General features: G+C 72.5%; 27 protein-coding genes and 2 pseudogenes. 13 read left to right on the top strand and 16 right to left on the bottom strand.

Annotated features, from left to right (window positions below):
* Positions 1-291, top strand: a pseudogene (locus ACWGDE_RS05540) (1-acyl-sn-glycerol-3-phosphate acyltransferase); the annotation flags it as partial.
* 123 nt (positions 292-414) lie between these two features.
* Here ACWGDE_RS05540 and ACWGDE_RS05535 read toward each other — a convergent pair.
* Both ACWGDE_RS05535 and ACWGDE_RS05530 read right to left on the bottom strand, forming a co-directional pair.
* On the bottom strand, positions 415-1143 hold the full coding sequence (locus ACWGDE_RS05535) for a 4'-phosphopantetheinyl transferase family protein (RefSeq protein ID WP_453387667.1): 729 nt from the start codon (positions 1141-1143) through the stop codon (positions 415-417).
* Positions 1144-1169: 26 nt separating this feature from the next.
* A complete protein-coding gene (locus tag ACWGDE_RS05530) occupies positions 1170-2123 on the bottom strand; it encodes a LysR family transcriptional regulator (RefSeq protein WP_453387666.1) in 954 nt (317 codons plus the stop codon).
* 85 nt (positions 2124-2208) lie between these two features.
* On the opposite strand from ACWGDE_RS05530, the gene ACWGDE_RS05525 reads away from it, so the two are divergent.
* Positions 2209-2838 (top strand): RBBP9/YdeN family alpha/beta hydrolase, encoded by a 630-nt coding sequence (locus tag ACWGDE_RS05525; protein WP_453387665.1) that lies wholly within the window; start codon positions 2209-2211, stop codon positions 2836-2838.
* A 20-nt stretch (positions 2839-2858) separates the two neighbouring features.
* Here the strand turns inward: ACWGDE_RS05525 and ACWGDE_RS05520 are convergent, their stop codons facing one another.
* Positions 2859-3074 (bottom strand): DUF6243 family protein, encoded by a 216-nt coding sequence (locus tag ACWGDE_RS05520; RefSeq protein ID WP_453387664.1) that lies wholly within the window; start codon positions 3072-3074, stop codon positions 2859-2861.
* A 178-nt stretch (positions 3075-3252) separates the two neighbouring features.
* Here ACWGDE_RS05520 and ACWGDE_RS05515 point away from each other — a divergent pair, with 178 nt between their 5' ends.
* The gene (locus ACWGDE_RS05515) at positions 3253-4482 is read left to right on the top strand and encodes a serine hydrolase domain-containing protein (protein ID WP_453387663.1); all 1230 of its coding nucleotides are present in this window, start codon (positions 3253-3255) and stop codon (positions 4480-4482) included.
* 36 nt (positions 4483-4518) lie between these two features.
* Here the strand turns inward: ACWGDE_RS05515 and ACWGDE_RS05510 are convergent, their stop codons facing one another.
* The 3 genes from ACWGDE_RS05510 to ACWGDE_RS05500 all read right to left on the bottom strand — a co-directional run bounded on the left by ACWGDE_RS05510 (position 4519) and on the right by ACWGDE_RS05500 (position 8135).
* Positions 4519-4722 carry a hypothetical protein gene (locus tag ACWGDE_RS05510; RefSeq protein ID WP_453387662.1) on the bottom strand — a complete coding sequence of 68 codons (204 nt, stop codon included), beginning with the start codon at positions 4720-4722 and terminating at the stop codon, positions 4519-4521.
* A gap of 44 nt (positions 4723-4766) precedes the next feature.
* Positions 4767-6935: an RNA polymerase recycling motor ATPase HelR gene (gene helR / locus ACWGDE_RS05505; protein ID WP_453387661.1), complete on the bottom strand. Its 2169-nt coding sequence runs from the start codon at positions 6933-6935 to the stop codon at positions 4767-4769.
* Positions 6936-7199: 264 nt separating this feature from the next.
* Positions 7200-8135 carry a LysR family transcriptional regulator gene (locus ACWGDE_RS05500; protein ID WP_453387660.1) on the bottom strand — a complete coding sequence of 312 codons (936 nt, stop codon included), beginning with the start codon at positions 8133-8135 and terminating at the stop codon, positions 7200-7202.
* Between the two features lie 164 nt (positions 8136-8299).
* On the opposite strand from ACWGDE_RS05500, the gene ACWGDE_RS05495 reads away from it, so the two are divergent.
* A complete protein-coding gene (locus ACWGDE_RS05495) occupies positions 8300-8797 on the top strand; it encodes an anthrone oxygenase family protein (protein WP_453387659.1) in 498 nt (165 codons plus the stop codon).
* 55 nt (positions 8798-8852) lie between these two features.
* Here ACWGDE_RS05495 and ACWGDE_RS05490 read toward each other — a convergent pair whose 3' ends face one another.
* On the bottom strand, positions 8853-10391 hold the full coding sequence (locus ACWGDE_RS05490) for an MFS transporter (RefSeq protein WP_453387658.1): 1539 nt from the start codon (positions 10389-10391) through the stop codon (positions 8853-8855).
* A 115-nt stretch (positions 10392-10506) separates the two neighbouring features.
* Between ACWGDE_RS05490 and ACWGDE_RS05485 the strand changes: the two genes are divergently transcribed.
* The 3 genes and pseudogenes from ACWGDE_RS05485 to ACWGDE_RS05475 all read left to right on the top strand — a co-directional run bounded on the left by ACWGDE_RS05485 (position 10507) and on the right by ACWGDE_RS05475 (position 11962).
* Positions 10507-11010: a MarR family winged helix-turn-helix transcriptional regulator gene (locus ACWGDE_RS05485; protein WP_453387657.1), complete on the top strand. Its 504-nt coding sequence runs from the start codon at positions 10507-10509 to the stop codon at positions 11008-11010.
* A pseudogene (locus ACWGDE_RS05480) lies at positions 11007-11327 on the top strand (serine hydrolase domain-containing protein); the annotation flags it as partial. The gene ACWGDE_RS05485 and the pseudogene ACWGDE_RS05480, both read left to right, overlap by 4 nt.
* A 74-nt stretch (positions 11328-11401) precedes the next feature.
* Complete coding sequence (locus ACWGDE_RS05475; protein WP_453387656.1) at positions 11402-11962, top strand: hypothetical protein; 561 nt, start codon at positions 11402-11404, stop codon at positions 11960-11962.
* On the opposite strand, the gene ACWGDE_RS05470 is transcribed toward ACWGDE_RS05475, so the two are convergent.
* On the bottom strand, positions 11932-12342 hold the full coding sequence (locus tag ACWGDE_RS05470; protein WP_453387655.1) for a Fur family transcriptional regulator: 411 nt from the start codon (positions 12340-12342) through the stop codon (positions 11932-11934). The genes ACWGDE_RS05475 and ACWGDE_RS05470 overlap by 31 nt on opposite strands.
* A gap of 267 nt (positions 12343-12609) precedes the next feature.
* On the opposite strand from ACWGDE_RS05470, the gene katG reads away from it, so the two are divergent.
* Positions 12610-14823, top strand: coding sequence for a catalase/peroxidase HPI (katG, locus tag ACWGDE_RS05465; protein WP_453387654.1), 2214 nt, complete (start codon positions 12610-12612; stop codon positions 14821-14823).
* A gap of 54 nt (positions 14824-14877) precedes the next feature.
* Here katG and ACWGDE_RS05460 read toward each other — a convergent pair whose 3' ends face one another.
* Entirely contained in the window at positions 14878-15276 is a 399-nt protein-coding gene (locus ACWGDE_RS05460; protein WP_453387653.1) for a nuclear transport factor 2 family protein, read from the bottom strand.
* Positions 15277-15366: 90 nt separating this feature from the next.
* Positions 15367-15738 carry a peptidoglycan-binding domain-containing protein gene (locus tag ACWGDE_RS05455; protein WP_453387652.1) on the bottom strand — a complete coding sequence of 124 codons (372 nt, stop codon included), beginning with the start codon at positions 15736-15738 and terminating at the stop codon, positions 15367-15369.
* A 256-nt stretch (positions 15739-15994) separates the two neighbouring features.
* Here ACWGDE_RS05455 and ACWGDE_RS05450 point away from each other — a divergent pair, with 256 nt between their 5' ends.
* The 5 genes from ACWGDE_RS05450 (at position 15995) to ACWGDE_RS05430 (ending at position 20713) form a co-directional block, all read left to right on the top strand.
* Complete coding sequence (locus tag ACWGDE_RS05450; RefSeq protein ID WP_453387651.1) at positions 15995-17236, top strand: sensor histidine kinase; 1242 nt, start codon at positions 15995-15997, stop codon at positions 17234-17236.
* Entirely contained in the window at positions 17233-17943 is a 711-nt protein-coding gene (locus ACWGDE_RS05445; protein WP_453387650.1) for a response regulator, read from the top strand. The genes ACWGDE_RS05450 and ACWGDE_RS05445 overlap by 4 nt, the downstream gene beginning before the upstream one ends.
* A gap of 92 nt (positions 17944-18035) precedes the next feature.
* Positions 18036-18239: a hypothetical protein gene (locus tag ACWGDE_RS05440; RefSeq protein ID WP_453387649.1), complete on the top strand. Its 204-nt coding sequence runs from the start codon at positions 18036-18038 to the stop codon at positions 18237-18239.
* A gap of 199 nt (positions 18240-18438) precedes the next feature.
* Positions 18439-19716 carry a sulfite oxidase gene (locus ACWGDE_RS05435; protein WP_453387648.1) on the top strand — a complete coding sequence of 426 codons (1278 nt, stop codon included), beginning with the start codon at positions 18439-18441 and terminating at the stop codon, positions 19714-19716.
* A gap of 139 nt (positions 19717-19855) precedes the next feature.
* Entirely contained in the window at positions 19856-20713 is an 858-nt protein-coding gene (locus ACWGDE_RS05430; RefSeq protein ID WP_453387647.1) for a DMT family transporter, read from the top strand.
* Positions 20714-20759: 46 nt separating this feature from the next.
* Here the strand turns inward: ACWGDE_RS05430 and ACWGDE_RS05425 are convergent, their stop codons facing one another.
* The 6 genes from ACWGDE_RS05425 to ACWGDE_RS05400 form a co-directional block, all read right to left on the bottom strand.
* The gene (locus ACWGDE_RS05425) at positions 20760-21347 is read right to left on the bottom strand and encodes a MepB family protein (protein WP_453387646.1); all 588 of its coding nucleotides are present in this window, start codon (positions 21345-21347) and stop codon (positions 20760-20762) included.
* A gap of 127 nt (positions 21348-21474) precedes the next feature.
* Positions 21475-22737, bottom strand: a complete 1263-nt coding sequence (locus ACWGDE_RS05420) for an ABC transporter substrate-binding protein (RefSeq protein WP_453387645.1) — start codon at positions 22735-22737, stop codon at positions 21475-21477.
* The gene (locus ACWGDE_RS05415) at positions 22734-23873 is read right to left on the bottom strand and encodes a branched-chain amino acid ABC transporter permease (protein WP_453387644.1); all 1140 of its coding nucleotides are present in this window, start codon (positions 23871-23873) and stop codon (positions 22734-22736) included. Before ACWGDE_RS05415 ends, ACWGDE_RS05420 begins: the two co-directional genes overlap by 4 nt.
* Positions 23866-24756, bottom strand: coding sequence for a branched-chain amino acid ABC transporter permease (locus tag ACWGDE_RS05410; RefSeq protein ID WP_453387643.1), 891 nt, complete (start codon positions 24754-24756; stop codon positions 23866-23868). The genes ACWGDE_RS05415 and ACWGDE_RS05410 overlap by 8 nt, the downstream gene beginning before the upstream one ends.
* Positions 24753-25556 carry an ABC transporter ATP-binding protein gene (locus ACWGDE_RS05405; RefSeq protein WP_453387642.1) on the bottom strand — a complete coding sequence of 268 codons (804 nt, stop codon included), beginning with the start codon at positions 25554-25556 and terminating at the stop codon, positions 24753-24755. Before ACWGDE_RS05405 ends, ACWGDE_RS05410 begins: the two co-directional genes overlap by 4 nt.
* Positions 25544-26341 carry an ABC transporter ATP-binding protein gene (locus ACWGDE_RS05400; protein WP_453387641.1) on the bottom strand — a complete coding sequence of 266 codons (798 nt, stop codon included), beginning with the start codon at positions 26339-26341 and terminating at the stop codon, positions 25544-25546. Before ACWGDE_RS05400 ends, ACWGDE_RS05405 begins: the two co-directional genes overlap by 13 nt.
* Positions 26342-26380 lie beyond the last annotated feature (39 nt).

Below are 26380 nucleotides of genomic sequence, written 5' to 3'. Positions count from 1 at the left end.
GACTCCGGTGAGGCCGCGCCGCTGCCCTTCCGAACCGGCCTGGCCCGGCTCGCCCGGACCACGGGCGCGCCCGTACGCCCGGTCGGGCAGGCCGGTGCCCGCCGCATCAGCTCCGGGACGGCGGCCAAGCAGATCGCCGGCGCCCTCACGGCCCCGGCCCGCCGGCCGCGCGTGCACGTCCACGTCGGCGCGCCCCTGATCCTGCCGGAGCACCTCGCCGAAGCGACCGCCGCGGCCCACGGCGCGGTCACCTCGGCCTGGCGGACCGCGGTGACCGGCCTCGCCGCGTGATCCGCGGCGCGCAGGCGTGGAGGCGCGCAGGCGTGGTGGCGCGCAGCGATCGGAGCCGGGCGCCGTCGACCGGCACCGCGTCGGCGTGCTGGACCTTGTCCGAGCCGCCGGCTCCCGAGGCCGTCAGGCGGAACCGCGGTCCGATCCGGAGTCCGGGTCGCGCAGGGCGAGCGCCGCCGCGTACCCGGCCGGGGCCGGCAGGTCGGTCAGGGTCCAGCCGGCGACGGCCGCCGGGGTGTGCGCGGAGCCCACGTAAGGCTCCGTCAGACCGAGCGCCAGGCCCGCACCCGTGGCCTTGAGGTAGGCCTCCTTGCGGGACCACACCCGGCCCATGGCCGCCGGCCGGTCCGCCTCCGGCAGCGCGGTCACCTCCGCGGTCTCCGCCGGATGCAGGCTGGTGACGATGTCGGCCACGGCGGCCGGGCCCGGAATCCCCTCCACGTCCACCCCGACCGGCACCCCGGCGAAGGCCAGGTAGGCCACGTCGTCGCTGTGGGACAGGGAGAAGTGCAGCGAGCCGTCCTCCACGGCGGGCCGGCCGTGCGGGCCTCCGCAGCACGGACACGTCTCGCGGACCAGCACCACCTCCGCGGGGGCCAGCCCGAGGTAGCCGCCGAGCAGTACCCGGAGCCCCACGTGCGAGGCCACGTAGCGCTGACGGTCCTTCTCCCGCAACAGCCGCCCGGCCCGGTCCCGTTCGGCGGCGTCCAGCATCGGCAGGGCCTCGGCGACGGGGTACCCGCCGACGACCTCGGAGGTGGTGGCCAGGGCCCACACCGCCGCGCCGGGGCCCGTCGGCAGAGCGCCGGTCAGCGGTGCGGAGCCGTCGAGCCGGTTCACGTACGTACTCACCCGGACGAGGTTATGGGACGAGCCGGTCACCGCCCTGTCGGGGGGAGGGTGTGCGGGCTGTCCGCGGCCGCCGCCCGCAGGTGTTCGAGGACCGCGGCGAGCACCGGGTCGCTGTCGGAGCCCGTTCGTACGGCCGCGAACACGTGCCGGGTGGGCGCCGGACCCGCGGGGGAGCGCAGGACGAGCCCCGGCCGGTGGAGCGGCTGGACCAGCCGCGGTACGAGCGCGACGCCCATGCCCGCCTCGACGAGGGCGGCGAGCGAGGTCCAGTCGTCGACGGCATGGCGGATCTCGGGGGTGAACCCGTTGGCCGCGCACAGGGACCGGGTGATCGCCCCGCAGCAACTGCGGGGGTCGCCGACGATCCAGGGATCGGCGGCGAGGTCCCGCAGAGGTACGTGCTCCCGGCCGGCGCAGGGGTGGTCGAGGGGAAGGGCCAGATCCAGGGTGTCGACGAGCAGGTCGACCCGGCTGTAGCGGCGGTCGGTGTGGGGCGGAGCCGCCGCGAAGTCCACGGCCACGGCGATGTCGACCTCGCCGCTGTCGAGCCGGGTGAACAGGTCCGGCGGCTCGGCCTGGACCACCATGACGCGTACGTCCGGGTGGTGCTCGGACAACCGGCCCAGGGCGGCGGGGAGCAACCCCGTGATGGCACTGGAGAAGGCGCCGACCGTCACGGCTCCGCGCCGCCCTTCCTGCCAGGCGGCGAGATCGGCGCGGGCCTGCTCCCACTGCGCGGCGATCACAGCGGCGTGCTCCAGCAGGACGCGCGCCTGCCCGGTCAGCCGGACCCCGCGCCCTTCACGCTCGATCAGCGGGACGCCGACCTCCCTGGACAGGGCGGCCACCTGCTGCGAGACGGCGGACGGCGTCAGGTGCAGGGCTTCGGCCGTGCGCGCCAGACTGCCCCGGCGGTCCAGCTCGCGGAGCACGCCCAGCCTGCGCAGATCGATGGTGAAGGCGTTCCTTACCTGTTCCATCGAGAAAGATTAACTGGACCTGAATACTTGCCCCGACCCACAATCGGCTCGCGCGAGACCGGAACCATGACCGAGAACGGGAACCATGACTGAGAACTCGACGGGGCAGAGCTTCCTGCTCCTGCACGGATGGCAGAACCGACGCCCCGCCGGACACTGGCAGCACTGGCTGGCCGGCCGCCTCGCCGAACTGGGGCACCAGGTCGAGTACCCCCAGCTGCCCGACCCGGACCGGCCCGATCCGGAGCGATGGCTGTCCGAACTGATAGCCCGTCTGGACGCGCCCCGCGGACAGCGCTACACGGTCCTCTGCCACAGCCTGGCCTGCGTCCTGTGGCTCCGGGCGGCCGCGCGCGACGCCGTCACGGTCCCGGTCGACCGCGTCCTCCTCGTCGCCCCGCCGTCCGCGCTGCTCCTGGAGCAGAACCCCGAGGTGGCGGACTTCGTGGCTCCCGCGGTGACGTCCGAGCAGCTCGCGGCCGCGGCCGCGTACACCCGGATCGTGGCCGGGGACGACGATCCCTACTGTCCGGAAGGCGCCGCAGCCGCGTACGCCGCACCCCTCGGCCTGCCCGTCGAGGTCCTGCCCGGCGCGGGCCACCTCGGCATGGCCGCGGGCTACGGCTCCTGGCCCACACTCCTGGACTGGTGCCTGGCCCCCTCGAACGACACCCCGGTCCGGGGCCGCTCGGAAATCGCACCGGCGACGGGCTGAGCCCCTGCGGCCGTGGTGCGTCAGCTCTGCGCGGCGTCGCCGTCCGCCGGGCGGGCGCCCTCGGCGGCGCGCGCCTTCTCGAGCATCTTGCGCACCAGCTCAGCCTTCTTGTCGGCCGCACCCTGGCGGTCGAGGTTGCGGTGCGGGCCGTTGTTCTGCCGTTCGGCGCGGGACAGCTTCTTGCGCTGGCCGCCGCCCTGGCCCACGGGGTTGTTTATGTTCTTACTGTCGGTCACGTGTTCACGTTACCCGGTTCCGTCGACCCCGCGCACCAGCCGTTTCGCCGTCCCGGAGCGTCGCTGCCCGCGCGACGGCCCAGGTGGAGCGGCCTCCGGGGCCTCGGCGCGCGACCGTGCAGGTGCGGGCCTACGCTGGTTTCGTTGCCTGGGTCCTCGGACGACAGGAGACCTTGCCGTGAAGCCAACCCACGTCCGGCTCCGCCGGGCCTGCGCGGCTGCCGCCGCCGTAGGCGTGCTCATCGCCCCGGCGGTCGCCGGATCCGCGTACGGGGCGACCGCCCCGGCGCTCGCCGCTCCGGCCGCCCCCTCCCCGGACACCGACGCGGAGTTCCCGCAGCTCACCCCCGCCGTCGCCGCCCGACTGGACGCGGCCGTACGCCAGGTCATGCGCGAGGCGAAGGTGCCGGGCGTCGCCGTGGGGCTGTGGGCCCCGGGCAAGGGAAGCTATGTGAAGGCCTTCGGCGTCGCGGACAAAGCCACCGGCGCGCCCATGACGGCCGATCTCCACGTACGCATCGGCAGCGAGACCAAGACGTTCACGGTCACCGCCCTCCTCCAGCTGGTCGACGAGGGGAAGATCGGCCTGGACGACCCGATCGGCAAGTACGTCGAGGGAGTTCCCAACGGCGACCGCATCACCCTGCGCGAACTCGCGGGAATGCGCAGCGGGCTCTTCAACTTCAGCGAGGACGCGGACTTCATCAAGAAGCTCCAGGCCGATCCGGAACAGTCCTTCACGCCCCAGCAGGTGCTCGACTACTCCTTCAAGAACCCCGTGCAGTTCCAGCCCGGTGCGAGTTGGGAATACAGCAACACCAACCTGGTCCTGCTCGGCCTCGTGATCGAGAAGATCACCGGCCGGCCGCTCCACGAGGTCATCCAGAAGGACGTCATCGCACCGGCCGGGCTGCACAACACGGTCTTCCCGACGACCGCGGAGATACCGAAGCCGTACGCGCAGGGCTACACCGACCAGACCGCCTCGGGCAGGACCGAGAACTCGACCCTGTGGAACCCCTCCTGGGCCTGGGCCGCCGGAGCGATGATCTCCGACATGCAGGACCTGCGCAGCTGGGCCCACACCCTCGCCACCGGCACCCTGCTGAAGCCCGCGACGCAGGCCGAACGCCTGAAGACCACACCGATGAACGTTCCCGGTGACGGCTACGGTCTGGGCATCTTCAACATCCAGGGCTGGATCGGCCACAACGGCTCGATCCCCGGGTACGAGGTCCTGCCCGTCTACCTGCCGCAGGCGAAGGCGACCATGGTCATCGTCCTCAACACCGACAGCACGTACGAGGGCCAGGAGCCGAGCACCCTCTTCGGCGAGGCGGTCACCCGCATCGTGACCCCCGACCACGTGTATCCCGGCCACGAACCGTCGGTGAAGAAGAGCGGCTGACCGCGACGGATCACCGGCACGGCCCGTGCTCTCGGGTCAGCGCAGGCCCCAGCTGAGGCGTTCGCCCAGGCGCGAGCGCATCTCGCCGGCGGCCCGCCGCACCTCCTCGGGCCGCTCGGCCTCGTCGAGCAGCCCGAGGAGCACCATCAACGCCCGGGCCTCGTCATTGCTGACCAGCTTCAGGCGCGGTTCGGTCACCCCGTCGAGGAGTACGTCCAGCAGTTCCCCAGTCTCGTCCATACCGGGAACAACGCGGAAGCCGCCCGCATGTCACACCGGAGGCCTCAGGAACTCGTGAGGACGACGAGTTGCCGGGTCGCGCGGGTCATCGCGACGTAGCGGTCCACGGCTCCTTCGATGCCCTCGCCGAAGCCCTCCGGATCGATGAGGACGACCAGGTCGAACTCGAGCCCCTTCGTCAGCTCCGGCGTCAGCGACCGGACGCGGGAGCTCGCCTGCCACGCACCCTCGCCGATGTCACCGGTACCGATGACACAGGCCGTCCCGTCGGCGTGCGCGGACAGCCAGCCGTCGAGTACGGAGTCCAGGTCCGCGACGGCTCCGTACGTGACGGGGATGCCGCTGCTGCGGATGGAGGTCGGCACGTTGGCGTCCGGCAGCTCGGCCCGGATGGCCGGCTCGGCCTCCGCCATGACCTCTTCCGGCGTCCGGTAGTTGACGCTCAGGGAGGCCACGGTGATCCGGTCCACCCCGGCCCGTTCGAGCCGTTCCCGCCAGGACTCCGTGAACCCGTGCCTGGCCTGGGCGCGGTCACCGACGATGGTGAAGCTCCGGGACGGGCAGCGCGACAGCAGCATCTGCCATTCGGCGTCGGTCAGTTCCTGGGCCTCGTCCACGATGACGTGCGCGAACGGGCCGGCGAGCAGGTCCGGGTCGGCGGCGGGCAGCGCGCCCTCGTCGATCAGGCTGTCCTGCAGGTCCCGTCCGCGCAGCATCCCCAGCGCGCCCTCGCTCTCGTCGATCTCGACGTTCTGCAGCAGGCTGTCCATGACATCGGCCCGGCGCGCGCGTTCGGCCGCTACGGAGGCCTCCTGCTGGCGCTTGCGCACGGAGGCCTCCGCGTCGCCGAGGCGCTGCCGCGCCGCGTCCAGGAGCGGCAGGTCGGACACCGTCCAGGCCCGCGCGTCCTCGCGCTGCAACGCGCGGACGTCGTCCGGGCCGAGCCGGGGCGCGCACTTGCGCAGGTAGGCGGGCACCGACCACAGGTCTCCTACGAGCTCACCCGCGTCGAGCATCGGCCACGCACGGTTCAGGGCCCCGATCAGCTCCCGGTCCTGGAGCAGCGACCTCCTCAGCAGTTCGGGAGGGACGTCACTGTCGTCCTTGTCCATCAGGATCGCGATCAGCTCGTCGCGGATCTGGTCGCGCGCCTCGTTGTGCGGAGTGCCCGGCTCCACCGCTTCGAAGGCCGCCGCCCAGTCGTCGGCGCTCAGCCAGATGTCGGACCAGTGGCTGGAGACCGTCATCCCCTTCGCGGGAGGCTCCTCGTAGATGCCGACGGCCGCTTCGATCGCCCGTACCAGTTCCGCCGACGCCTTCAGGCGGGCCACGGCAGGGTCGCTCTCGACGGCCGCTCCGGCTCCCTCGGGGACGAGGTCGCGCAGGGTGCAGGTCTGCACGCCCTCCTCGCCGAGGCTGGGCAGCACGTCGGCCACGTACGCCAGGTAGGGCTGGTGCGGACCGACGAACAGCACGCCGCCGCGACGGTGGCCGAGGCGCGGGTCGGAGTAGAGGAGGTGGGCGGCGCGGTGCAGGGCGACGACGGTCTTGCCCGTACCCGGACCGCCGTCGACGACCAGCGCTCCGCGGGAGCCCGCCCGGATGATGGCGTCCTGGTCGGACTGGATGGTGGCGAGCACGTCGCGCATCCGGGCCGACCGGTTGCCGCCCAGGCTGGCGATGAACGCGGACTGGTCGTCGAGCGCGGCGTGCCCTTCGAGCCCGTCGGCGGTGAACACCTCGTCCCAGTAGTCGCTGATCCGGCCGCGGGTCCAGCGGTACCTGCGGCGGCTCGCCACCCCCATCGGGTTGGCGTGGGTCGCCGCGAAGAACGGCTCGGCCGCGGGGGAGCGCCAGTCGAGCAGCAGCCGGCGGCCCGTGCTGTCGGTGAGGCCGAGGCGTCCGATGTACACGGGCTCGGAGCCGTCCGCGGGGACGGTGTGTCCCAGGCACAGGTCCAGGCCGAAGCGGCGCAGGGTGCGCAGGCGGCCGGTCAGGCGGTGGATCTCCGAGTCCCGGTCCATCGCCTCCCGGCCGATGCCGCCGGGTGCCTTGCGTACGGCTTCGAGGCGGTCGGACAGTTCGGCGATCGTCTGCTCGAGGCTCTCGGAGATGGCCGCGAAGTGCCGCTCGTCGCGGTCGATCAGGGCCGGGTCGGCCTTGGGGGAGAGGTGGCCGGGAAGGTCGAAGGCGCTGGTGGTCAGGTTGTTCATGTCTTCAGCTCCGTTCCGAAGTCGCTGCCGCGACGGCCGTCGGCGTGCACACCCGTATTCCGGTCCGCGTCTCGACGTCACCGCACCACCTGTAAACCGACAACAGCACATGCACTTCGCGAATCCCCTATTTCTGCAGGTTCTGGCCTCGGCCCGCGATTCTGCCCCAGCACCGGGGCCTTGCGGCAAGCCCCCCACCGCGCTATAACTTGAGAGTGGCAAGGAGTGGGTACACCTCCTTGCCTTTGTTGTTTGCCCTGGGCGCTACTCGGCCCCCGGCGCCTTGAGCGTGGTGCGGAGCAGTTCCAGGAAGGCCGAGGCCGCGGGGCTGGCGGGGCCGTTCGTCCGCCAGGTCAGGCCGACGCGGCCGCGCAGCCGCGGTTCGGTGATCTCCAGCGTCCGCAGTCCGAAGGCCGCCGCCTCGTCGGCGGAGAGCGCCGGGACCACCGCCACGCCGAGCCCTTGGGCGGCGAGCTGTGCGAGGAACCGGGGAGCGGCCGCCTCGAAGGCGATGCGCGGCTGGAACCCCGCCTGCGCGCACGCCCGGTCGAGCACCCCGCGCAGGCCCGTACCGTGCGGCAGGCTGATCAGCGGGCGGTCGCGGAGCTCGGCCAGCGGAACGCAGGTACGGCCGTCGGGCGCGAGGAGGGGATCGCCCGGGGCGACGGCGACGACGAGGGGCTCGTCGGCCAGGACCTGTACGGAGACACCCGGCGGCGGTTCCTCGTCCGGGAGTCCGATCACGGCGATGTCGAGCTCCCCCCGCTGCAACGCGGCGAGCATCCGCTCCGAGGTGTCCTCGGTCAGGGCGATCTCCACCTGGGGGTGGTCCTGGTGGAACCCGGCCAGGATGGCGGCCAGGTCGAACTCGTGGGCCGCGGCCGCCGCCGCGGCGGCCGCCCCCGAGACCAGGCCGAGGGTGACGTGGCCGCGGAGCAGACCGGTGAACTCGTCCGCGGTCTGCCGTACCGCCTCGACGGCGTCGAGGGCCGCCCGCGCGTACGGAAGTACGGCCTCGCCCACCTCCGTGAGGGTCACCGACCGGCCGGACCGGTCGAGGAGCGCGTGCCCGAGCTCCCTCTCGAGCTGCCGGACTTGGGCGCTCACGCCCGGCTGCGCCAGGTGCAGCCGGGCGGCGGCTCGGGTGAAGTTGGCTTCCTCCGCGACCGTGACGAAGTGCCGCAGCTGCCGAATGTCCATAACTGATCATGCTAGTTGCGAGACGTGCAAACTCTTGGACTTATGGAGGCGGACCCGTGAGCCTTGAGGCCATCGGGAACACGGAGCACGGGGAGACCGACCGTGCACGTCAGGGCCCGGACCGGGACCTGATCCGCCGGCACCACGTAACGGAGCCAACGAACTTGCGACGCATCCGACTCCTCCGGGCGAGCGCCCTGCTGGCCACCGGCCTCCTCGCGGGTGCGTTCGGCTACGGGGCGGCCAACCTCGTCCCCACCTTCAACGCCGTACCGCTCGACATGCGGCTGTCGTTCCACGCCGAACTGATGAAGATGAACGGCATCACCATGCAGGCGGCGATGGCCGTTTCGACGCTGAGCTCGCTCGCCCTGGCGGCCCTGACCCGCGGCCGCTCCCGGCTCCTCGCGGGGGCCGCGGGTCTGCTGACCTTCACGTCCTTCCTCGTCACGCGGTTCGGCAACGTACCGATCAACGGCCGGATCAAGGAATGGGCGCGCACCTCGGCCCCGGTCGACCACGCGGAGATCCTGCGGCGCTGGGAGCTGTTCAACAACCTGCGCACGCTCACCGCCCTCGTCGCGTTCGTCCTGCTGATCGTCCTCGTCCTGTGGCAGCCGACGTCGCAGCCCTCGCGGGACCGAGCCGGTACGCCGCAGTAGTACGCGATCGCGAGCTCCCGTTGCCCGGCGCGGGCGGCGCACGGCCGGGGGCGGCTCACACGGCGGCGTGCCGCGCGTCGGCGGTGGCGCCGTGCTGCTCCTCCTCGGGCCTTGCCTTCTCGGGCAGCAGGAAGGTGATCGCGAGGAACACGGCCAGCAGGCAGGCCTGGATGACGAGGGCCCGCTGGAATCCGCCGGTGAAGTCACCGGTCTCGGCCCGGGCGAAGAACGCCGAGCCGAAGACCGCGACCCCGACGGAGCCTCCGACGGCCTGTACCGCGGACAGGACTCCGGAGGCCGAGCCGATCTCGTCGTCGTCGACGGCGCCGAGGACGAAGCTGAAGAGGGCGGCGATCACCACGCCCGCTCCGACGCCGCAGACGGCCACACCGGGGGCCACGTCCCGGATCGAGAACGAGTCGGCGCGCAGGGCGTCGAGCTCGAACCAGAGCAGGGCCGCGCCGGCGAGCTGGACGAGGGGGCCGATCTGGAGCACCTTGCGGCCGATCCTGTCGGCGAGGACGGCCCCGCTGACCGCGCCGCCGATCGCGGTTCCGACCGCGAGCGGCAGGTTGCCGAGCCCGGCCTCGCCCGCGGTGAACTGGCGCCCGATCTGGAGGTAGAGGGTCAGGACGAGCTGGGTGCCCACGAGTCCGGCGAAGAACAGGGCGATGCCGCCGAGCCCGACGGTGAAGGCGGGCTTGCGCAGGAGCGCCGGGGTCACCAGCGGCCGGCGGCCCGCCGCGGCGGTACGGCGCTGTTGCAGGGCGAACAGGCCGAACCCGAGGAGGGAGGCCGCCATGGACAGCCAGGTCCACAGCGGCCAGCCGTCCTCCTGGCCCTGGTTGAGCGGGAGCACCAGCAGGGCGCAGGACGCCACGACCAGACCGGCGCCGACCGCGTCGACCGTGATCGTGGGGTCCCCGGGCTTCTTCGGGACGACCTTCGCGGCGGTGATCAGCGCGGCGATGCCGACGGGCAGGTTGATCAGGAAGACCGAACGCCAGCCCAGGCCGAGGAAGTCGCCCTGGATGAGTCCGCCGCCCAGCACGGGGCCGATGATCCCGCCGAGGCCGAGGACGGGCCCGAAGATGCCGAAGACCTTGGTGAGCTCGGGTCCGGAGAAGTTCTCGCGCAGCAGTCCCAGCCCCTGGGGCAGGAGCATGGCGCCGGCGGTGCCCTGGATCAGCCGGAAGGCGATCAGCGAACCGATGTCCGGGGCGAGTGCGCACAGCAGGGAGGCGGCGGTGAAGGAGGCCAGGCCGAGGAGGAACATGCGGCGGCGTCCGTAGCGGTCACCGAGCCGCCCGCCGACCACCAGACCGGCCCCCAGCGTGAGCGCGTACCCGCCGATCACCCACTGCAGTCCGACGGAGCCGGCGCCGAGGGACTCCTCCAGGTCGGGTCCGGCGACGTTGACGATCGAGGCGTCCAGGAGGTCCATGATCTCCGCGACGAGCATCACGACGAGGATCAGCCACCGCCAGCGGTAGGGCTCGGCGGTCTCGGTCTCGGCCTCGGTCTCGGTATCGGTCCGGACCTCTGCGGTCTCGGGCTCGCCGCTCCGGTCGCCGGTCGGGGACGGATCGCGCATCGATATACCTCCATGGTGAAGTAATTCCACGGTGAAGGTAAAGTGGGGGCGGTAGGTTGTCAAAGCGGGCCGCCGACGCGGGCAGCCCGGCACGGAAGAAGGAGGGCGGTCCTCCATGGAGGAAGCGGAGGAAGCGATGCGCGGCAACGTGGAGGCGCAGCGCGAGCGGCTGATGGAGGGGCTGCGGATCTACGGCGGCCACTACACCGAGCTCGGCCGGCGCTTCGCGGACTGGCTGGGCCTGCACTCCACCGACGCGACCGCGGTGCTGGAGATCTCCGCCGCCGAGGAGCGCGGCACCCCGCTCTCCCCGGCGCGCCTGAGCGAGCGCATCTCCCTGTCCACGGGTGCCACCACCGCGCTCCTGAACCGCCTCGAAGCGGCGGGACACATCACCCGCAGCCGCGAACACACCGACCGGCGTGTGGTCACCCTGCGCAGCGGGGCGCACATCCAGGAACGCGCGGACGAGTTCTTCGGTCCGCTCGCCCACCGCCTGGACGCCGCGATGTCCCACTACCCGCCGGAACTCCTGGAGCGGTTCGAATCGTTCGTGGCCGACCTGAACGCCACCATGGACACCCACCTCGCCGAGCAGGGCGGTGACACGGCCACCTGAGGGCCAAGGGCTGCACGGCGACCCTGGTGCACGTGCTCGCGGAGCGGGGCCTGATCGAGTACGAGGCTCCGGTCGCGCGGTACTGGCCGGAATTCGGGGCGAACGGCAAGGCGGGGATCACCGTCCGGCACGCCCTGACCCACACCGCCGGGATTCCCCAACTACCGCGCTCCCTCACGGTGCCGCAGCTCTGCGACTGGGACACCATGTGCGGGATCGTCGCCGGGCTGCCGCCCCTGTGGGAGCCGGGTTCCGACAGCGGCTACCACGGCTGGACCTTCGGCTGGATCCTCGGGGAGACCGTCCGCCGGATCACCGGGCTCACCCCGGGGCGGCGCTGCGGGAGTACGTCGCGGAGCCCCTCGGGATCGCGGACGAGCTGTACTTCGGGGTGCCGGAGTCCGAACTGCCGCGTGTCGTACCGCTCGTGGAGGGTGGCTGGGAGTCGTACCTGGCCGCTCTCCCGCCGAGCGCACCCGTCACCCGCCTCGTGGCGCCGAACCGGGGCGTGTGGACCACGGCCTCCCTCGCCGGCCGCCCCGGCTATCTGATGGCCGACCTGCCGGCCTGCGGCACCATGACCGCCCCAGCAGCCGCCCGGATGTACGCGGCCCTGCTGGCCGAGGTCGAAGGGGTCCGGCTGCTCCCGCAGGAGCGCGTGGCGCGCGCCGCGGCGATCGCCGTGGAGGGGCGGGACCGGATGCTGGCCAGGCGCCACGCGAAGGGGCTCGGCTACTTCCTGGCCATGCCCGAGATGGGCGGCGCACCGAGCGCTTTCGGCCACCACGGCAGCGGAGGCGGCATCGCCTTCGCCGACCGGGCGCGGCCTGTCCTTCGCCCTCACCCGCACCCGCCTGGTCGACCCCGCGAACCGGACGGCCGTCCTCCTGGCCGACGCGGTCCGCGCGGGTGCCGCGGGGCTCAGGAGCAAGTAGCGCAGAGCCCGCGGTAGGTGACCTCGACCCCGGACACCGTGAAGCCGAACCGCTCCGCGGCGGGGAGATCGGCGAGCGGGTCGCCGCTCGGGTGGACGTCGCGGATCAGGCCGCAGCCGGAGCAGACCAGGTGCTGGTGCGGGTGGTGCGCGTTGGGGTCGTAGCGCTTCGCCCGGCCGTCGGAGGTGACCTCCAGGACCTCACCGAGGGAGACCAGCTCGCCCAGGGCGTTGTAGACCGTGGCCCGGGAGATCTCCGGCAGCCGCTCCACCGCGCGGGCGTGCACCTCGTCGGCCGTCAGGTGCACGTGGTCGCCGTCGAGGACCTCCGCGACCACGCGACGCTGCGAAGTCATCCGCCAGCCGCGCCCTCGCAGCCGTTCCAGCAGGTCACTCATAGCGGCTCACCTTTTCAGGTCGGGCGGACCCCCCGGAGCCCCGGGAATCCGCCGGGGGACATCCGGAATCCGAATGCATACGGGCTTGGTGTCCTTCTTGACTTGGATTCCGTCCATCGTAGGATCGGTTGCGTTGATAGCCAAGGGACAGAACGGTCCAGAGCAGCGCTCGACTGGACGTGTGACCGGGCTCCGGCGCCCCAGCCAGTTCCACCACATGCAGTTCCTGATCACCGTGACCGACTGGTCCGGTCCGGAAGGATTCCCATGTCTGAGAACCACGATGCAATCGTCACGGACGCGAAGGCGGAGGGCGCCGGTGGCTGCCCGGTCGCTCACGGCCGCGCGCCGCACCCGACCCAGGGCGGCGGAAACCGCCAATGGTGGCCGGAACGGCTCAATCTGAAGATCCTTGCGAAGAACCCCGCCGTGGCCAACCCGCTCGGCGAGGAGTTCGACTACGCCGCGGCGTTCAACGCGCTCGACCTCCCGGCGGTCAAGCGGGACATCGCCGAGGTGCTGACCGACTCGAAGGACTGGTGGCCCGCCGACTTCGGCAACTACGGCCCGCTCATGATCCGCATGGCCTGGCACAGCGCGGGCACGTACCGCATCAGCGACGGCCGCGGCGGCGCCGGCGCCGGACAGCAGCGCTTCGCCCCCCTCAACAGCTGGCCGGACAACGGCAACCTCGACAAGGCCCGCCGTCTGCTGTGGCCGGTCAAGAAGAAGTACGGCCAGGCCATCTCCTGGGCCGACCTCATGATCCTCACCGGAAACGTGGCCCTGGAGTCCATGGGCTTCGAGACCTTCGGCTTCGCCGGCGGCCGCCCGGACGTCTGGGAGGCCGACGAGGACGTGTACTGGGGCCCCGAGACCACCTGGCTCGACGACGAGCGTTACACCGGCGACCGCGAGCTGGAGAGCCCCCTCGGCGCGGTCCAGATGGGCCTCATCTACGTCAACCCCGAGGGCCCCAACGGCAATCCGGACCCGATCGCCGCCGCACGCGACATCCGCGAGACCTTCCGCCGGATGGCGATGAACGACGAGGAGACCGTCGCCCTCATCGCGGGCGGCCACACCTTCGGCAAGACCCACGGCGCGGGTCCGGCGGAGAACGTCGGCGACGACCCCGAGGCCGCCCCGTTGGAGGCCCAGGGCTTCGGCTGGGCGTCCACCTACCGCAGCGGCAAGGGCCCCGACGCGATCACCAGTGGCCTCGAGGTCACCTGGACCAGCACCCCGACCCGGTGGGGCAACGAGTTCTTCAAGAACCTCTTCGAGTACGAGTACGAGCTCACCCAGAGCCCGGCCGGCGCGAACCAGTGGGTGGCGAAGAATGCCGAGGCGATCATCCCCGACGCGTACGACGCGTCGAAGAAGCACCTCCCCACCATGCTCACCACCGACCTGTCGCTGCGCTTCGACCCGGTCTACGAGCCGATCTCCCGCCGGTTCTACGAGAACCCGGACCAGTTCGCGGACGCCTTCGCCCGCGCCTGGTACAAGCTGACGCACCGTGACATGGGCCCGGTCGTCCGCTACCTCGGCCCGGAGGTCCCGTCCGAGACCCTGCTGTGGCAGGACCCGCTCCCGGCGCGCTCCGGCGAGCCGGTCGACGCCGCGGACATCGCCTCCCTGAAGGAGCAGATCCTCGGCTCGGGCCTCACCGTCTCCCAGCTGGTCTCGGCCGCCTGGGCCGCTGCCTCCTCCTTCCGCGGCAGCGACAAGCGCGGCGGCGCCAACGGCGGCCGCATCCGCCTGGAGCCGCAGCGCAACTGGGAGGTCAACAACCCGGACGACCTCGCGCAGGTGCTCCGCACGCTCGAGGGCATCCAGACCTCCTTCAACTCCGGGGCCAAGCAGGTCTCGCTGGCCGACCTCGTCGTGCTCGCGGGCTCCGCCGCCGTGGAGAAGGCCGCCGCGGACGGCGGGGTCCGGGTCGAGGTGCCGTTCATGCCGGGCCGCGTCGACGCGACGCAGGAGCAGACGGACGTCGAGTCCTTCTCCGCGCTGGAGCCGTCCTCCGACGGGTTCCGCAACTACGTGGGCAAGGGCAACCGCCTGCCGGCCGAGTACCTGCTGCTCGACAAGGCCAACCTGCTGAACCTCAGCGCCCCCGAGATGACCGTCCTCGTCGGTGGCCTGCGCGTGCTCGGGGCGAACCACCAGCAGTCGACGGCCGGTGTCCTCACCGACCGCCCCGGGACCCTGACCAACGACTTCTTCGTCAACCTGCTCGACCTGGGCACGACGTGGAAGGCGACCTCCGAGGACGCGCACGCCTTCGAGGGCCGCGACGACTCGGGCAAGGTCCGGTGGACCGGCAGCCGGGCGGACCTCGTCTTCGGTTCGAACTCCGAGCTGCGGGCCCTCGCGGAGGTCTACGCGAGCGACGACGCGAAGGAGAAGTTCGTGAAGGACTTCGTCGCCGCCTGGGACAAGGTCATGACCCTGGACCGGTTCGACCTCGTCTGATCCCCCCGCGTCCGGGCCGGCCGGCCGACACCGGCCGGCCCGGACACGGGCGCCTCACTCGGCCACGGTGTCGCCGTGCCGGTGGGCGACGCGCCATTCGCCGTCCTCGCGGCGGTACACCTGAGTAGCCCGCAGCGTGTAGCTGCGCGGCTGCCCGTCGACGGAGGCGGAGGTGTGTTCGAGTCCGGCTGTGTACGCCATGTCCCCCCGGACGTCGTACGCCAGCAGTTCGAACACGTACGAGGTGCAGTCGGAGAAGCTGCCCGCGAGGGACGCGAAAAGGTCGTCGAGCTCTCGCAGGCCATGGGCGTTGCGCCATGCCCCCAGCACGCTCACGGGCTCGCTGCGCGACCAGAGCGCCCGGCGCGGGGCGGCGTCCCCGTTGTGCAGCGCGAGCTCCGCCTGGTACAGCTCGGTCCTGACCCACGCCAGGAAATCTTCGCGTTCGGTCATGCATTCATCATGCACCCCGCGGGCCCGAACGGGCGCGGGCACCGGTCCGCAGGGGGTGCGGAGCGGTGCCCGGGCCGGTCGGGGTGTGGGTCAGCAGACCGGGTTCTTCAGGGCGCTCCACGTCTTCGGGCCGACGATGCCGTCGACCGGCATGTTGCACATGGTCTTGACCCGGTTCTGGAACTCGCGCACCGCGCGGTCGGTGTCCGGGCCGAAGCTGCCGTCGACGCCGGAGGAGCCGATGTTGACGTTCCAGGTCTTGAGCAGACACTGGGCCTGCTTGACCGCCGCCCCGCTCGAACCCCGGCGGATCGTCGGCTGGGAGTCGGTGTAGTTGCAGCCGCGCGAACCCGTGACCGAGGAGCCGGAGTTCGTGGCGGCCGAGGCGCCCGGCGCCAGGGCGACGCCGCCGAGCAGGGCGGTCGTGGCGACGAGGAGCGCGAGACGCTTGCGTACGATCATGGTCAATCGTCCTTTCATTGCGGACCGGTTCCCCCGATGGAGATCCCCCGAGCGGTCGACGGTCCTGTTGCGGAGCCGGTGGTCATCCGGCTCCGTCCTGCCGAGGCCCGAAGCTACGGGCCACGGACCCGGCCCGTCGTCCCGTCCGGGGTGGATACCCGTCGCCAACCTCCGCCCCAGGGTCCCGGTTCCTCCAACCCCGGGTTGAGACCGGAAGTTGGAGGTGCGGAGTCGATCCACGGGCTACGCTGCGGCGATGCGGATCCGCCCCTCTTACATGGATGCGCTGACGGCCGTCGCGCAGACCGGTGTCGCCGTACTGCTGGGCCGGGAGGCCGTACAGCAGGGCTGGCCGGCGCTCGACCTCGCGGGATACCTCCTGGTGGGGCTGGTCAACATTCCGGGAGCCGTCCGGGCCAAGGCCCCCGTCGCGGTATGCCTGTTCGTGCACCTCGCCTGGTTCGTGTACGTCACCGCCGGCTACTGGCCCGTGGTCAACTGCCTCGGCCCCATGCTCGGCGTGTACACGGTGGCCGCCCTCTGCCCGCGCCGCACCTCGCTCGCGTGTGCCGCCCTGATGAGTGCCATCTGGATCTACGGAGGGCTCCTCGGGAACGGGCCCGGCGGCGGCTCCATGGCCGCCGTCGTCGCGCAGGCCGTCGTCTTCCCGGCCCTGCTCTGGCGGTTCGGGCTGCTCGCCCGGCGTGCGGCCGACCTGGCCCGGGAGCTGCGCCTGGAGCGGGACGAGCGGGCCCGCCGGGAGGTCGCCGAGGAACGCGGGCGCATAGCCAGGGAGTTGCACGACATAGTCGCGCACCACATGTCCGTCATCTCGGTGCAGGCGGGTCTGGCCGGCTTCGTCTTCTCCTCCGCGCCCGAAACCGCGCGGGCGGCCCTGAGCACCATCGAGGACACCAGCGCCGAGGCGCTCGACGAACTGCGGCGCATGCTCAGCCTGTTGAGGGCGAGCGACCTCGAGGACGGGCGGCCCGGCGACCCGGGGACGGACGGGCCCGGCTGGGACGGGAGCGGGGACCGCGACGCGCCGATGCCGGGACTGTCCCGGCTCGACGAGATGGCCGAGCGGGTCCGGGCCGTCGGGGTGGCGGTCGAACTGCGGGTGACGGGCGAACCGCGGCCGCTGGCCCCGGGAGTGGAACTGTGCGCGTACCGGGTGGTCCAGGAGGCCCTCACCAACGTGATCAAGCACGCCCGGTACGCCAGCGTCGTCGTCGAACTCGACTACCGGCCCGCGCACATAGGCGTCACCGTCACCGACGACGGCGCGGGATCGGGAGAGGGGAAGAGGGAGGAGGGAGGTGATCCGGCCATTGTGCTGCCCGGAAGCGGGCACGGGTTGATCGGAATGCGCGAGCGGGCCAAGCTCTACGGAGGAACGATCGGCATCGGGCCGCGCAGCGAGGGAGGTTACGCCGTGTGCCTCACGCTGCCGACTTCCGCACGCACCGTACCGCGGGGGGATGATCGCCCGGCATGACCGGATCCGCACCACTGAGGGTGCTCGTGGCCGACGACCAGTTCCTCATCCGGGCCGGACTCGTGGGCCTGCTCGAAGCGGCCCCCGGCTTCAGTGTCGTCGGGGAGGCCGCCGACGGCGCCGAGGCCGTCGAACTCGCCGTCCGCACCCGGCCGGACGTGATCCTGATGGACATCCGGATGCCCGGCATGGACGGCATCACCGCCACCGAACGGATCCTCGCCGAGACCCCGCCGCCCCAGCCGCGCGTACTGATCCTGACCACCTTCGACCTCGACGAGTACGTGTACGGGGCGCTGAAGGCCGGGGCTTCGGGCTTCCTGCTCAAGGACTCGGGCCCGCAGCGGCTGCTCGCCGCGATCACCGCGGTCGGCAGCGGCGACGCGCTCTTCGCGCCCACGGTCACGCGCCGGCTCGTGGAGGCGTTCGCGCTGCGCGGCACCGGCCGCGAGGGCGGCGGCGCGGGCGAACCGGCCGGGGCGGGCGCCGAGATCCTGGAGGTGCTGACCGGCCGGGAGATCGAGGTACTGGAACTCGTCGGTCAGGGGCTGGCCAACGCGGACATCGCGTGGCGGCTGTTCATCAGCGAGGCGACGGTCAAGAGCCACCTCAACCGCACGATGAGCAAACTGGGCCTGGAGAGCCGGGCCCAGGCGGTGGTGACGGCGTACGAGAGCGGCCTGGTGGTGCCGGGCCGCAACGGCTGAGCCCGGAGTGCGCGGAGGCGTCGACTTGTCAGCGTCCGCGTGAGGCGAGTACTGCGTCCGCAGCGGGACATGTTCCCGCGTATGAAATCGTGGTGGGAAGTGCAGGGTTCCTGGCGCTACTCGTCGCCGGGGTCGTCGCCGCGGCGGGCCTGTACTACACCGACCGCACCCTGCGGCACACCCGCGAACGGGACCGCGAACAGGTCGAGTTGACCCGGGAAGGGCAGGTCACCGACCGGTACGTGGAGGCCGTCAAACTGCGCGCCCCCGCATCGAGCACCGCGGACCGCCCGTGAAGGCGAGCTCGTCCTTCCGCGCCCCCGCTCCGGGTGATCGGCAACGGCGTCAGTGATGAGTCATATGAGCCCGTTTCGGCGCTCGCGCGCGGTATTTCGGCCGTTTCGCAGGTGTGTGGCCAGTGCGGCGGGTCGGCTTCGGTGCGTGGGGTAGGGCTTCTCGCGTTCTTCGGGAATCGCGATCAAGGAGTGTCTCCTCATGCCCTTCGACCAGTCGGACGAGAGCCGGTACGACCGTGCGCGCCTGCGGCAGTGGGCCGGCGGGCGCGCCCGGGCGGCCGGGGTGGACCGTCGTGACCTGCTCAGGCTCTTCGCGGCGGGCGCCGCGGCCGGGTCCCTGGGGCTGGGGGCGGCCGGCGTCGCCGAAGCCGCCGGAACGGGCGGGGGAGGAGCCGCCGCGCCCGGGATCGTCAAGCCGCTGCCGCCCGAGCTGTTCACCGTGCGGGGCACGAACGCGGAGACCAACTTCGCGGCCCTGCGCGGTACGGGGCCGCTGACTCCCCTCGACCGGTTCTTCGTCCGCAACCACACCGTCACCCCGCACCTCGACCGGGACGGCTGGCGGCTGAAGGTATGGGGCGACGCCCTGTCCGGCGCCCCGGCGGAGTTCTCGTACGACCGGCTGCGCGCGCTGCCCGCCGTCGAGCGGACCCTGTTCATCGAATGCGCGGGCAACGGCCGGAGCTTCTACACCACGCAGCAGGGCCAGCAGGTCACCGGGACCGCGTGGACCCTCGGCGCGATCGGTGTGGCCCGCTGGCGCGGGGCCCGGCTGTCCGACGTACTGCGACGGGCCGGGGCGACCCGGGATGCCGTGGACGTGCTGCCCCGGGGCCTGGACGACGAGGTCGTCGCGAACGGCGTGAACCTGGGGCGGGTGCGGCGCCCGCTGCCGGTGTCGAAGGCGCTGGACGACGTGATCCTCGCGTACGAGATGAACGGCGAGCCCCTGCCGCCCGACCACGGCGGGCCGGTCCGGCTGGTCGTGCCGAACTGGGTCGGGATCTCCTCGATCAAGTGGGTCGGGGACATCGAGGTCAGCGGGCAGCCCCTGTACACGCCGTGGAACACCGACATGTACCGGCTGTTCGGGCCGGGCCAGCCGCCGCAGGGCAGTGCCCCGCTGACCCGGCAGACCCTCAAGAGCGCCTTCGAGCTGGAACCGGGCGCCACCGTGCCGGCGCACCGCACGCGGCTGCTGACCGGCCGCTCCTGGTCCGGCGCGGCCCCGGTGCACCGGGTGGAGGTCAGCACCGACGGGGGTACGCGCTGGCAGCGGGCCCGGCTGCACGACGTACCGCGCCGCGGCGGCTGGGTGCGCTGGTCGGTGCCGTGGACGCCCCGGACCCCGGGCGCGACGGCCCTGCTGGCACGGGCCACCGACGCCACCGGGCGCACGCAGCCCGAGACGGCCGCCCACAACACGCAGGGCTACCTCTTCGACGCGGTCGTACGCCACCCGGTGACGGTGGTGTGACGGCGGAACCGGGCATCGCGGCCCGGACGTGACCTCGTGCGCGGCCGCGTGGGACTGGACGGGGGAATGAGGGGCGCCGGGCGGCTGCGGGGCGGTGTCGGGGTGGGGAAGTCGCCGCGGGTGCGGTGAGGATCGGGGCATGGGCTTCGTACTGCCGGTCCTCTTCGCGCTGTTCGCGGCGCTCAGCAACGCGCTCGCCACGGTGCTCCAGCGGCGGGCGGCGCTCACCGTGCCGCAGAGCGACGGCTTCCGCTTCGGGCTGGTCCTCGACCTGCTGCGCCGGCCGCTGTGGATCGGCGGCATCCTGGCGGTGATCGCGGCCGGTGTCGGGCAGGCCGTGGCGCTGGCCACGGGCGCGCTGGCCCTCGTACAGCCCTTGTTCGTAATGGAGTTGCCGCTCGCGCTGCTGATCGCCTCGCTGCTGGCACGGCGCCGGCTGCCGGGGGCGCTGTGGCTCGCGGTGGCGGGGGTGGTGGCCGGGCTCGGGATCGTACTGGTGGCCGCCTCGCCCGCGGGCAACCGTACGGACGTCCCGGCCGACCGCTGGGTCCTGGCGCTCGCGGCGTCCGCGGCGGCGGTGGCGGGACTGGCCGCGGCCGGACTGCGCAGGCCGCCCGGCCGGATGAGGGCCGGCTGCTTCGGCGCGGCCACCGCCGTCTGTTACGCGCTCACGGCCGCACTGATGAAGTCGGCCGTGCACGTGCTCGACGACGAGGGCATCGGCGCGTTCCTGAGGACCTGGGAGACCTACGCCTTCGCCGCGAGCGGCATCTGCGCCCTGCTGCTCCTCGAACACGCCATGCAGGGCGGCCCGCTGGTCGCCTCGCAGCCCGCGCTGACCCTCGGCGACGCGGGCGTGAGCGTGGCGCTGGGGGTGCTCCTGTACGAGGAACACCTGCGGGCCCACTGGTGGTTGGTCCCCCAGCTGGTGGGCCTGGCCCTGATCGGCGCGGGCGTGCTCGCCCTGGCCAGGAGCGGGGAGGGCGCCGCCCCTTGAGACGCGGCCCGCGTCACCCGGCCGGCAACGGACTGCGGACCAGCGACTACGGACGGTAGAGCGATCGGGCGCGGGCCGGGTCGGCCGGGGCGCCGTCCTGGGCGAAGTGCAGGAAGTGGGCCAGCTGCCAGGTCTGCGCGCTGCCGGCCTGGCGGTTGGTGGTGGTCACCCAGGGCGGGTAGACGCGGAAGGCGCGTTTCCCGCCGACGCCGTTCACCGATACGACCCCGTGGCGGCGGAGGGAGTCCACGGGGAAGACGAACTGGCCGAAGTGCTCCTGGTCGCGCGTGCTGACGACGAAGAGGTCGACCGGATCCGCGGCGTCGAAGGGCTGGATGGGCCCGGCCTCGGACCTCTTCCACACGGTGACGAACTGTCCGGCCTTCGTCGGGGTCGTCTTGGCCACGCGGAACCGGACGGCGAGGCCGTCGACGGTGAAGGTGTGGGCGGCGTACGCGGCGCCCTCGGCCTCGGGGACCGGCTGCGAGCAGGCGAATCCGCAGGGGTCGTAGACGAGCGCCTTCGCCGCGAGGAGATCGCCGTGGAGCGGGGCGCCTTCCGCCGACCAGGGCGGGAGGTCCGTGGCGCGGAAGTCGGTGACCCGGGGGTCTGCCGGGTGTTCGCGGATAGCCATGATCCGTACACCTTGTCACGGTGCGCGGGCCGAGGCGCGCCCCGGCCCTGCGCGCGGCACGGCGGAGCGGGCCTCCGGGCGCCGTGGGGCGTCCGAAGGCCCGTCCGTCCCCGGTGTGCCGGTGGAATCAGGAGGCCGGTGCGAACTTCGCCGCGGCCGGTGCCGTCGAGGCCTCCTTCACCACCTTCATGCCGCCCGGGACCGTCGCGTCGGGCTTCATGATCACGCTCTGTCGGGTGGAGGGGGCCTTGGGGTCCGAGAAGTCGTGGGTGATCCCGAAGCCGTTGTCGTAGGCCTTCAGGCTCAGCAGCGCCTTGCGGATGCCCTCGCGGGTCAGGTCCTTGTCGGCGCAGGCCTTCTTCAGCACCTCCCCGAAGAGGGAGCCGGCGGTGTATCCGGCCACCACGCCGTTGTCGAGGGCGGCGTCCGGGTACTCCGCCTTGTACGCGGCGGCGAGGGCGGCCGGGCCGGCCTCGGTGGATCCGATCGGCAGCGCGGAGGAGGCGACGTAATAGTCCTTCTGCAGTGCCGCGCCCGCCGGAGTGGCCAGCAGCTGGGGCGAGAAGGCCGAGTTGTTGCCGACGAACGGCACGTTCCACCCTCCGGCCGCGGCGACCCCGATGAGCGAGGCGGCCTGCCGGGGGCCGGCGCTGATGACCACGGCCTTGACCCCGGCCTGTTTGAGGGCGGCGACCTGGGCGGTCATGTCGTTGTCGGTGGGCTTGATCTTCTGTTCGACGACGGTCAGCCCGGCCTCCTTGGCCGCGTGCTTGGCGCCGGTGAGCGCGTTCTCGCCGTAGTCGCCCTCGAAGTAGACGTGCCCGATCTTGTCGCCGGAGGCGATCCGCTTCTGGTCGAGCAGGTAGCCGATGGCGTTGACGGTCTCGATGTCGTACGTCGCGCCCACCGTGCGGATGTACGGACTGCCCAGCAGCGAAGCGGACCAGGCCTGCGGAATGACCAGGCCCTTGTCCTGGCCGTCGATCCGCTGCTTGACGGCGGCGACGAACGGGGAGCCGATGAACTGGGTGAAGCCCAGCACCGTGGGCTCCAGCTCGGTGTAGGCGGCGAGGGCCTTCTGGGGGTCGTAGCCGTGGTCGCGCACCGTCAGCTCGATCGTGCGGCCGCAGACGCCGCCGGCCGCGTTGGCCTGCTTGGCCCAGAGCTGCTGGCCCTGGGTGACGCTCTTGCCGAGCGAGGCGTAGACACCGGTCATGTCGGTGAGCGCGCCGAGCTTGATGGACGTGTCGCTCACCCCGGCCCCGGCCTTGACCCCGCCCGCCGCGGGTTTGTCGTCGCCGCCGGTCTTGGCCTTGCCGCTGCACCCGGCGGCGCCGGTGAGGACGAGCGCGGCCGCCAGGGCCGCGGCAGGGAGTCTTCTTCTGTTCACGTTCGCTCCTTCGGGAGTGTGGTCCGGGTCCGGACGATCCGGTTGGTGCCGCCGATCCGGGTGATGCCGCCGATCCGGGACAGGCCGCCAGGCAGGAACAGGACGACCACGACGACGGCCGCGCCGTAGAGGTAGCGGGAGGCCTCGCCCGGGGAGACCCCGCCGGTCCCGGGGGCGGACACCAGCGGGAGGGCGTCGCTGTACCGGGTGAGCAGTTGGGGGAGCAGGGAGACGAAGGCCGCACCGGCCACGGCGCCCGCGACCGTGCCCAGGCCGCCGATGACGATCATGGCGAGGTACTCCAGGGACAGGACGATGCCGAAGTAGTCGGGCACGGTGCGCTGGAAGACCAGGGCGAGCAGCACCCCGGCCAGGCCCGCGTACATGGAGGACAGGACGAAGACGGCGGCCCGGGTCCGGGCGACCGGCACCCCCATCACCCCGGCGGCGATGCGGTGGTCGCGCAGCGCGTTCATGGCCCGGCCGGGCCGGCCCCGCAGGACACCGCGCGCGAACAGGGCGCCGCCGAGGAGAGCGGCCAGGGCCACGTACCAGAGCTTCTCGGCGGACCGGAAGGGGACGGCCGCGATGACGGTCTCGGTGTCGTCGAAGGTGAGGCCGAAGAGGGACAGCGGCTCCACGACGCGGCCGTTGAAGCCGCCGGTGAGGCTGGTGGCGTTGAAGAGCAGGTGCTGCCCGATGAAGATCAGCGCGAGGGTGGCGATGCCGAGGTACGCGCCGCTCAGACGGCCCGCGATCGGGCTGAAGAGACCGCCCGCAGCCCCGGCGAGGGCGACCGCGAGGACCGCGGCGAGCCAGCTGGGCAGGCCCAGCCCGACGAGCGGGTGGCCGCCGGCCGTGCTGCCCTCCCCGGCGAGCGCGCAGTATCCGTACGCGCCGACGGCGAGGAAGAAGGCGTGCCCCATGGACAGTTGGCCGGTGGCTCCGGTCAGCAGGTTGAGCCCGATGGCGCCGATGGCGGCGGCCATGGCGAAGAGCCCGGCCTGCAGCCAGAACCGGTCCAGGTAGAACGGCAGCGCGAGCAGTACCGCGCCGGCGGCCGCCGCCGACACCGTGCGCGCCCGCAGACTCCCGGGCCGGAGCCGCCCGGGTCGGGTGGCCGTGGTGTCAGACACGGGCGAGCTCCTTCGTGCCGAAGAGTCCGGCCGGACGGACCAGGAGGACGGCGACCATCACCACGTACGGCGCGAGGTCGCCGATGCCCCGGCCCAGGAAGGTCAACTGGCCCTGGTAGCCGGTGGCCAGTGCCTCGGTGACGCCGACGATCATGCCGCCGGCCAGGGCGCCGGTGGTGGAGTCGAGCCCGCCGAGGATCGCCGCGGGGAAGGCCTTGAGCGCGGCGAGGGAAGTGGCACGCTCCAGGCCGGGCGTCGGGAAGACGGTGAGGAAGAGCGCGGCGACTGCGGCGAGCGCCCCGGCCACCGCCCAGGCGGCGAGCGAGACCCGGCCCAGGCGCACGCCCATCAGGGCGGCCGTCTCGGGCCGTTCGGCGGCGGCGCGCATCGCCACGCCCCAGGAGGTGTGGCGGAACACGAGCAGGAAGACGGTGATGAGCAGACCGGCGGCGAGGATGGCGGCGATCCGGGTCTGCGCCAGGGTGACGGGGCCGAGATGGACGACGCGATCGCCCCAGGGGTCGCCGAGCGGGAGCACGTCGGTGCCGATGCGCCGGGTGAGGTCGGTGATGAGGAGGATGTCCACGCCGATGGTGACGATGGCCAGCACGCTCTGGTCCTGGCCCCGGTAGCGGCGCATCACCAGGAACTCGATCGCCGCCCCGACCCCGGCCGCGGCGAGGGTGCCGGCCGCGAGGGCGGCCCAGAAGCCGATCTCCTCGTGCAGGGTCGCCGTGACGTACCCGCCGGCCAGCAGCAGCGAGGCGTGGGCGAAGTTGACCACCTCGGTGGCCTTGAAGATGATCACGAAGCCGAGGGCGATCAACGCGTAGACGGAACCCATGGAGATTCCGCCGAAGAGCAGTTCGAGGAAGGTGCTCACGCGGCCGGGTCCTCCGCTCCGAGGTACGCGCGGACCACCGCGGGATCGTTCTGCACCTGGGCGGGAGTCCCGCCGCCGATGCGTCTGCCGAAGTCGAGTACGGTCACCGCGTCCGCGAGCCGCATCACCACCCCCATGTCGTGTTCGACCAGCACGATCGAGATGCCGAGCCCGTCCCTGACGCCCGCGATGACCGCGGCCGTGCGGTGGCGCTCGTCCGCGGTCATGCCGGCGACGGGTTCGTCGAGGAGCAGCAGCCGGGGCTCCATGCACAGGGCCCGGGCCAGCTCGACGAGCTTCTGCTTTCCGTACGGGAGGGAGCCCGCCGGGGAGCCGAGGTCACCTTCGAGTCCGACGAACGCGGCGATCTCCCGCACGCGTTCGCGGTGCAGGCGGTCCTCGCGCGCGGCGGCGGGCAGCCGCAGTCCGGCGGCCAGGAACCCGGACCGCATCAGCCGGTGCCGGCCCAGGAGCAGGCTGTCGGCGACGGTGGTGTGCGGGGGGAGCGCCAGGTTCTGGAAGGTGCGGGCGATGCCCAGGGCGGCCACGTCGTGCGGGGCCAGGCCGGTGAGCTCGGCGGTGCCGAAGCGCACGCTGCCGCCCGTGGCCCGGTACACCCCCGAAAGCACGTTGAAACAGGTCGACTTGCCCGCCCCGTTGGGCCCGATGACGGCGTGGACGCTGCCCGGGTCGACGGTGAAGGAGACGGAGTCCAGGGCGGTCAGGCCCGCGAAGCGGACGGTGACGTCGGTGACGGCGAGCGGCGGGGGAGGGGACCAGGCGTCGGTCACGCGGACCACCTGCGCAGCTCGCGGGGCGCCCCGGCGGGGGCCGGCGCCGGTCCGGGCCCGTCGCTGATGCCGAGGTAGCGGCGGCGGACCTCGTCCGAGGCGGCCAGTTCCGGGGCCGGGCCGTCGAGGGTGACCTCGCCGACCTCCAGGACGTAGGCGTGGGAGGACAGGCGCAGCGCCAGGGCCGCGTTCTGCTCGACGAGGAGGACCGACGTGCCGGAGGCGTTGATCTCGGTGACGGTCTCCGCGATGGTGGCGGCCATCCTCGGGGCCAGCCCGAGGGTGGGCTCGTCGAGGAGCAGCAGCCGGGGGCGGGCCATCAGGGCCCGGCCCAGGGCGAGCATCTGCTGCTCGCCGCCGGACAGCAGTCCGGCGCGCTGCCGCGCCCGTTCGGCCAGGACGGGGAACAGCTCGTGCACCCGGGCGAGGGAGCGGGCCACGTCGGCGCGGGACCCCGAGCGGCCGCCGAGCGCCCCGGACCGGAGGTTGTCCGCGACGGTCATCCGCGTGAACACCTGCCGTCCCTCGGGTACTTGCACCACCCCGGCGGCGACCACCCGGTCCGGGCCGAGCCCGTCCAGCGGCCGGCCGTCGAAGCTGATGCTCCCGCTCGTCACGGCGCCCCGGTGGAACGCCAGCGTCCGGGACACCGCGCGCAGCAGCGTCGACTTTCCGGCCCCGTTCCCGCCGAGTACGACGACCACCGCCCCGGCGGGCACGTCGAGCGATACGGAGCGCAGCGCCCGGACCGGTCCGTAGCCGGCCGACAGCGCCCGCACCTGTAGCGAAGCCACGTCCTCTCCCTCCTGTGGACGGCGTTGTGCTGGCGCACA

The organism is Streptomyces sp. NPDC054956 (assembly GCF_053609185.1).
The sequence above is the reverse complement of the archived record's forward strand: the minus strand, read 5'-3'. Positions and strand labels throughout refer to the sequence as shown.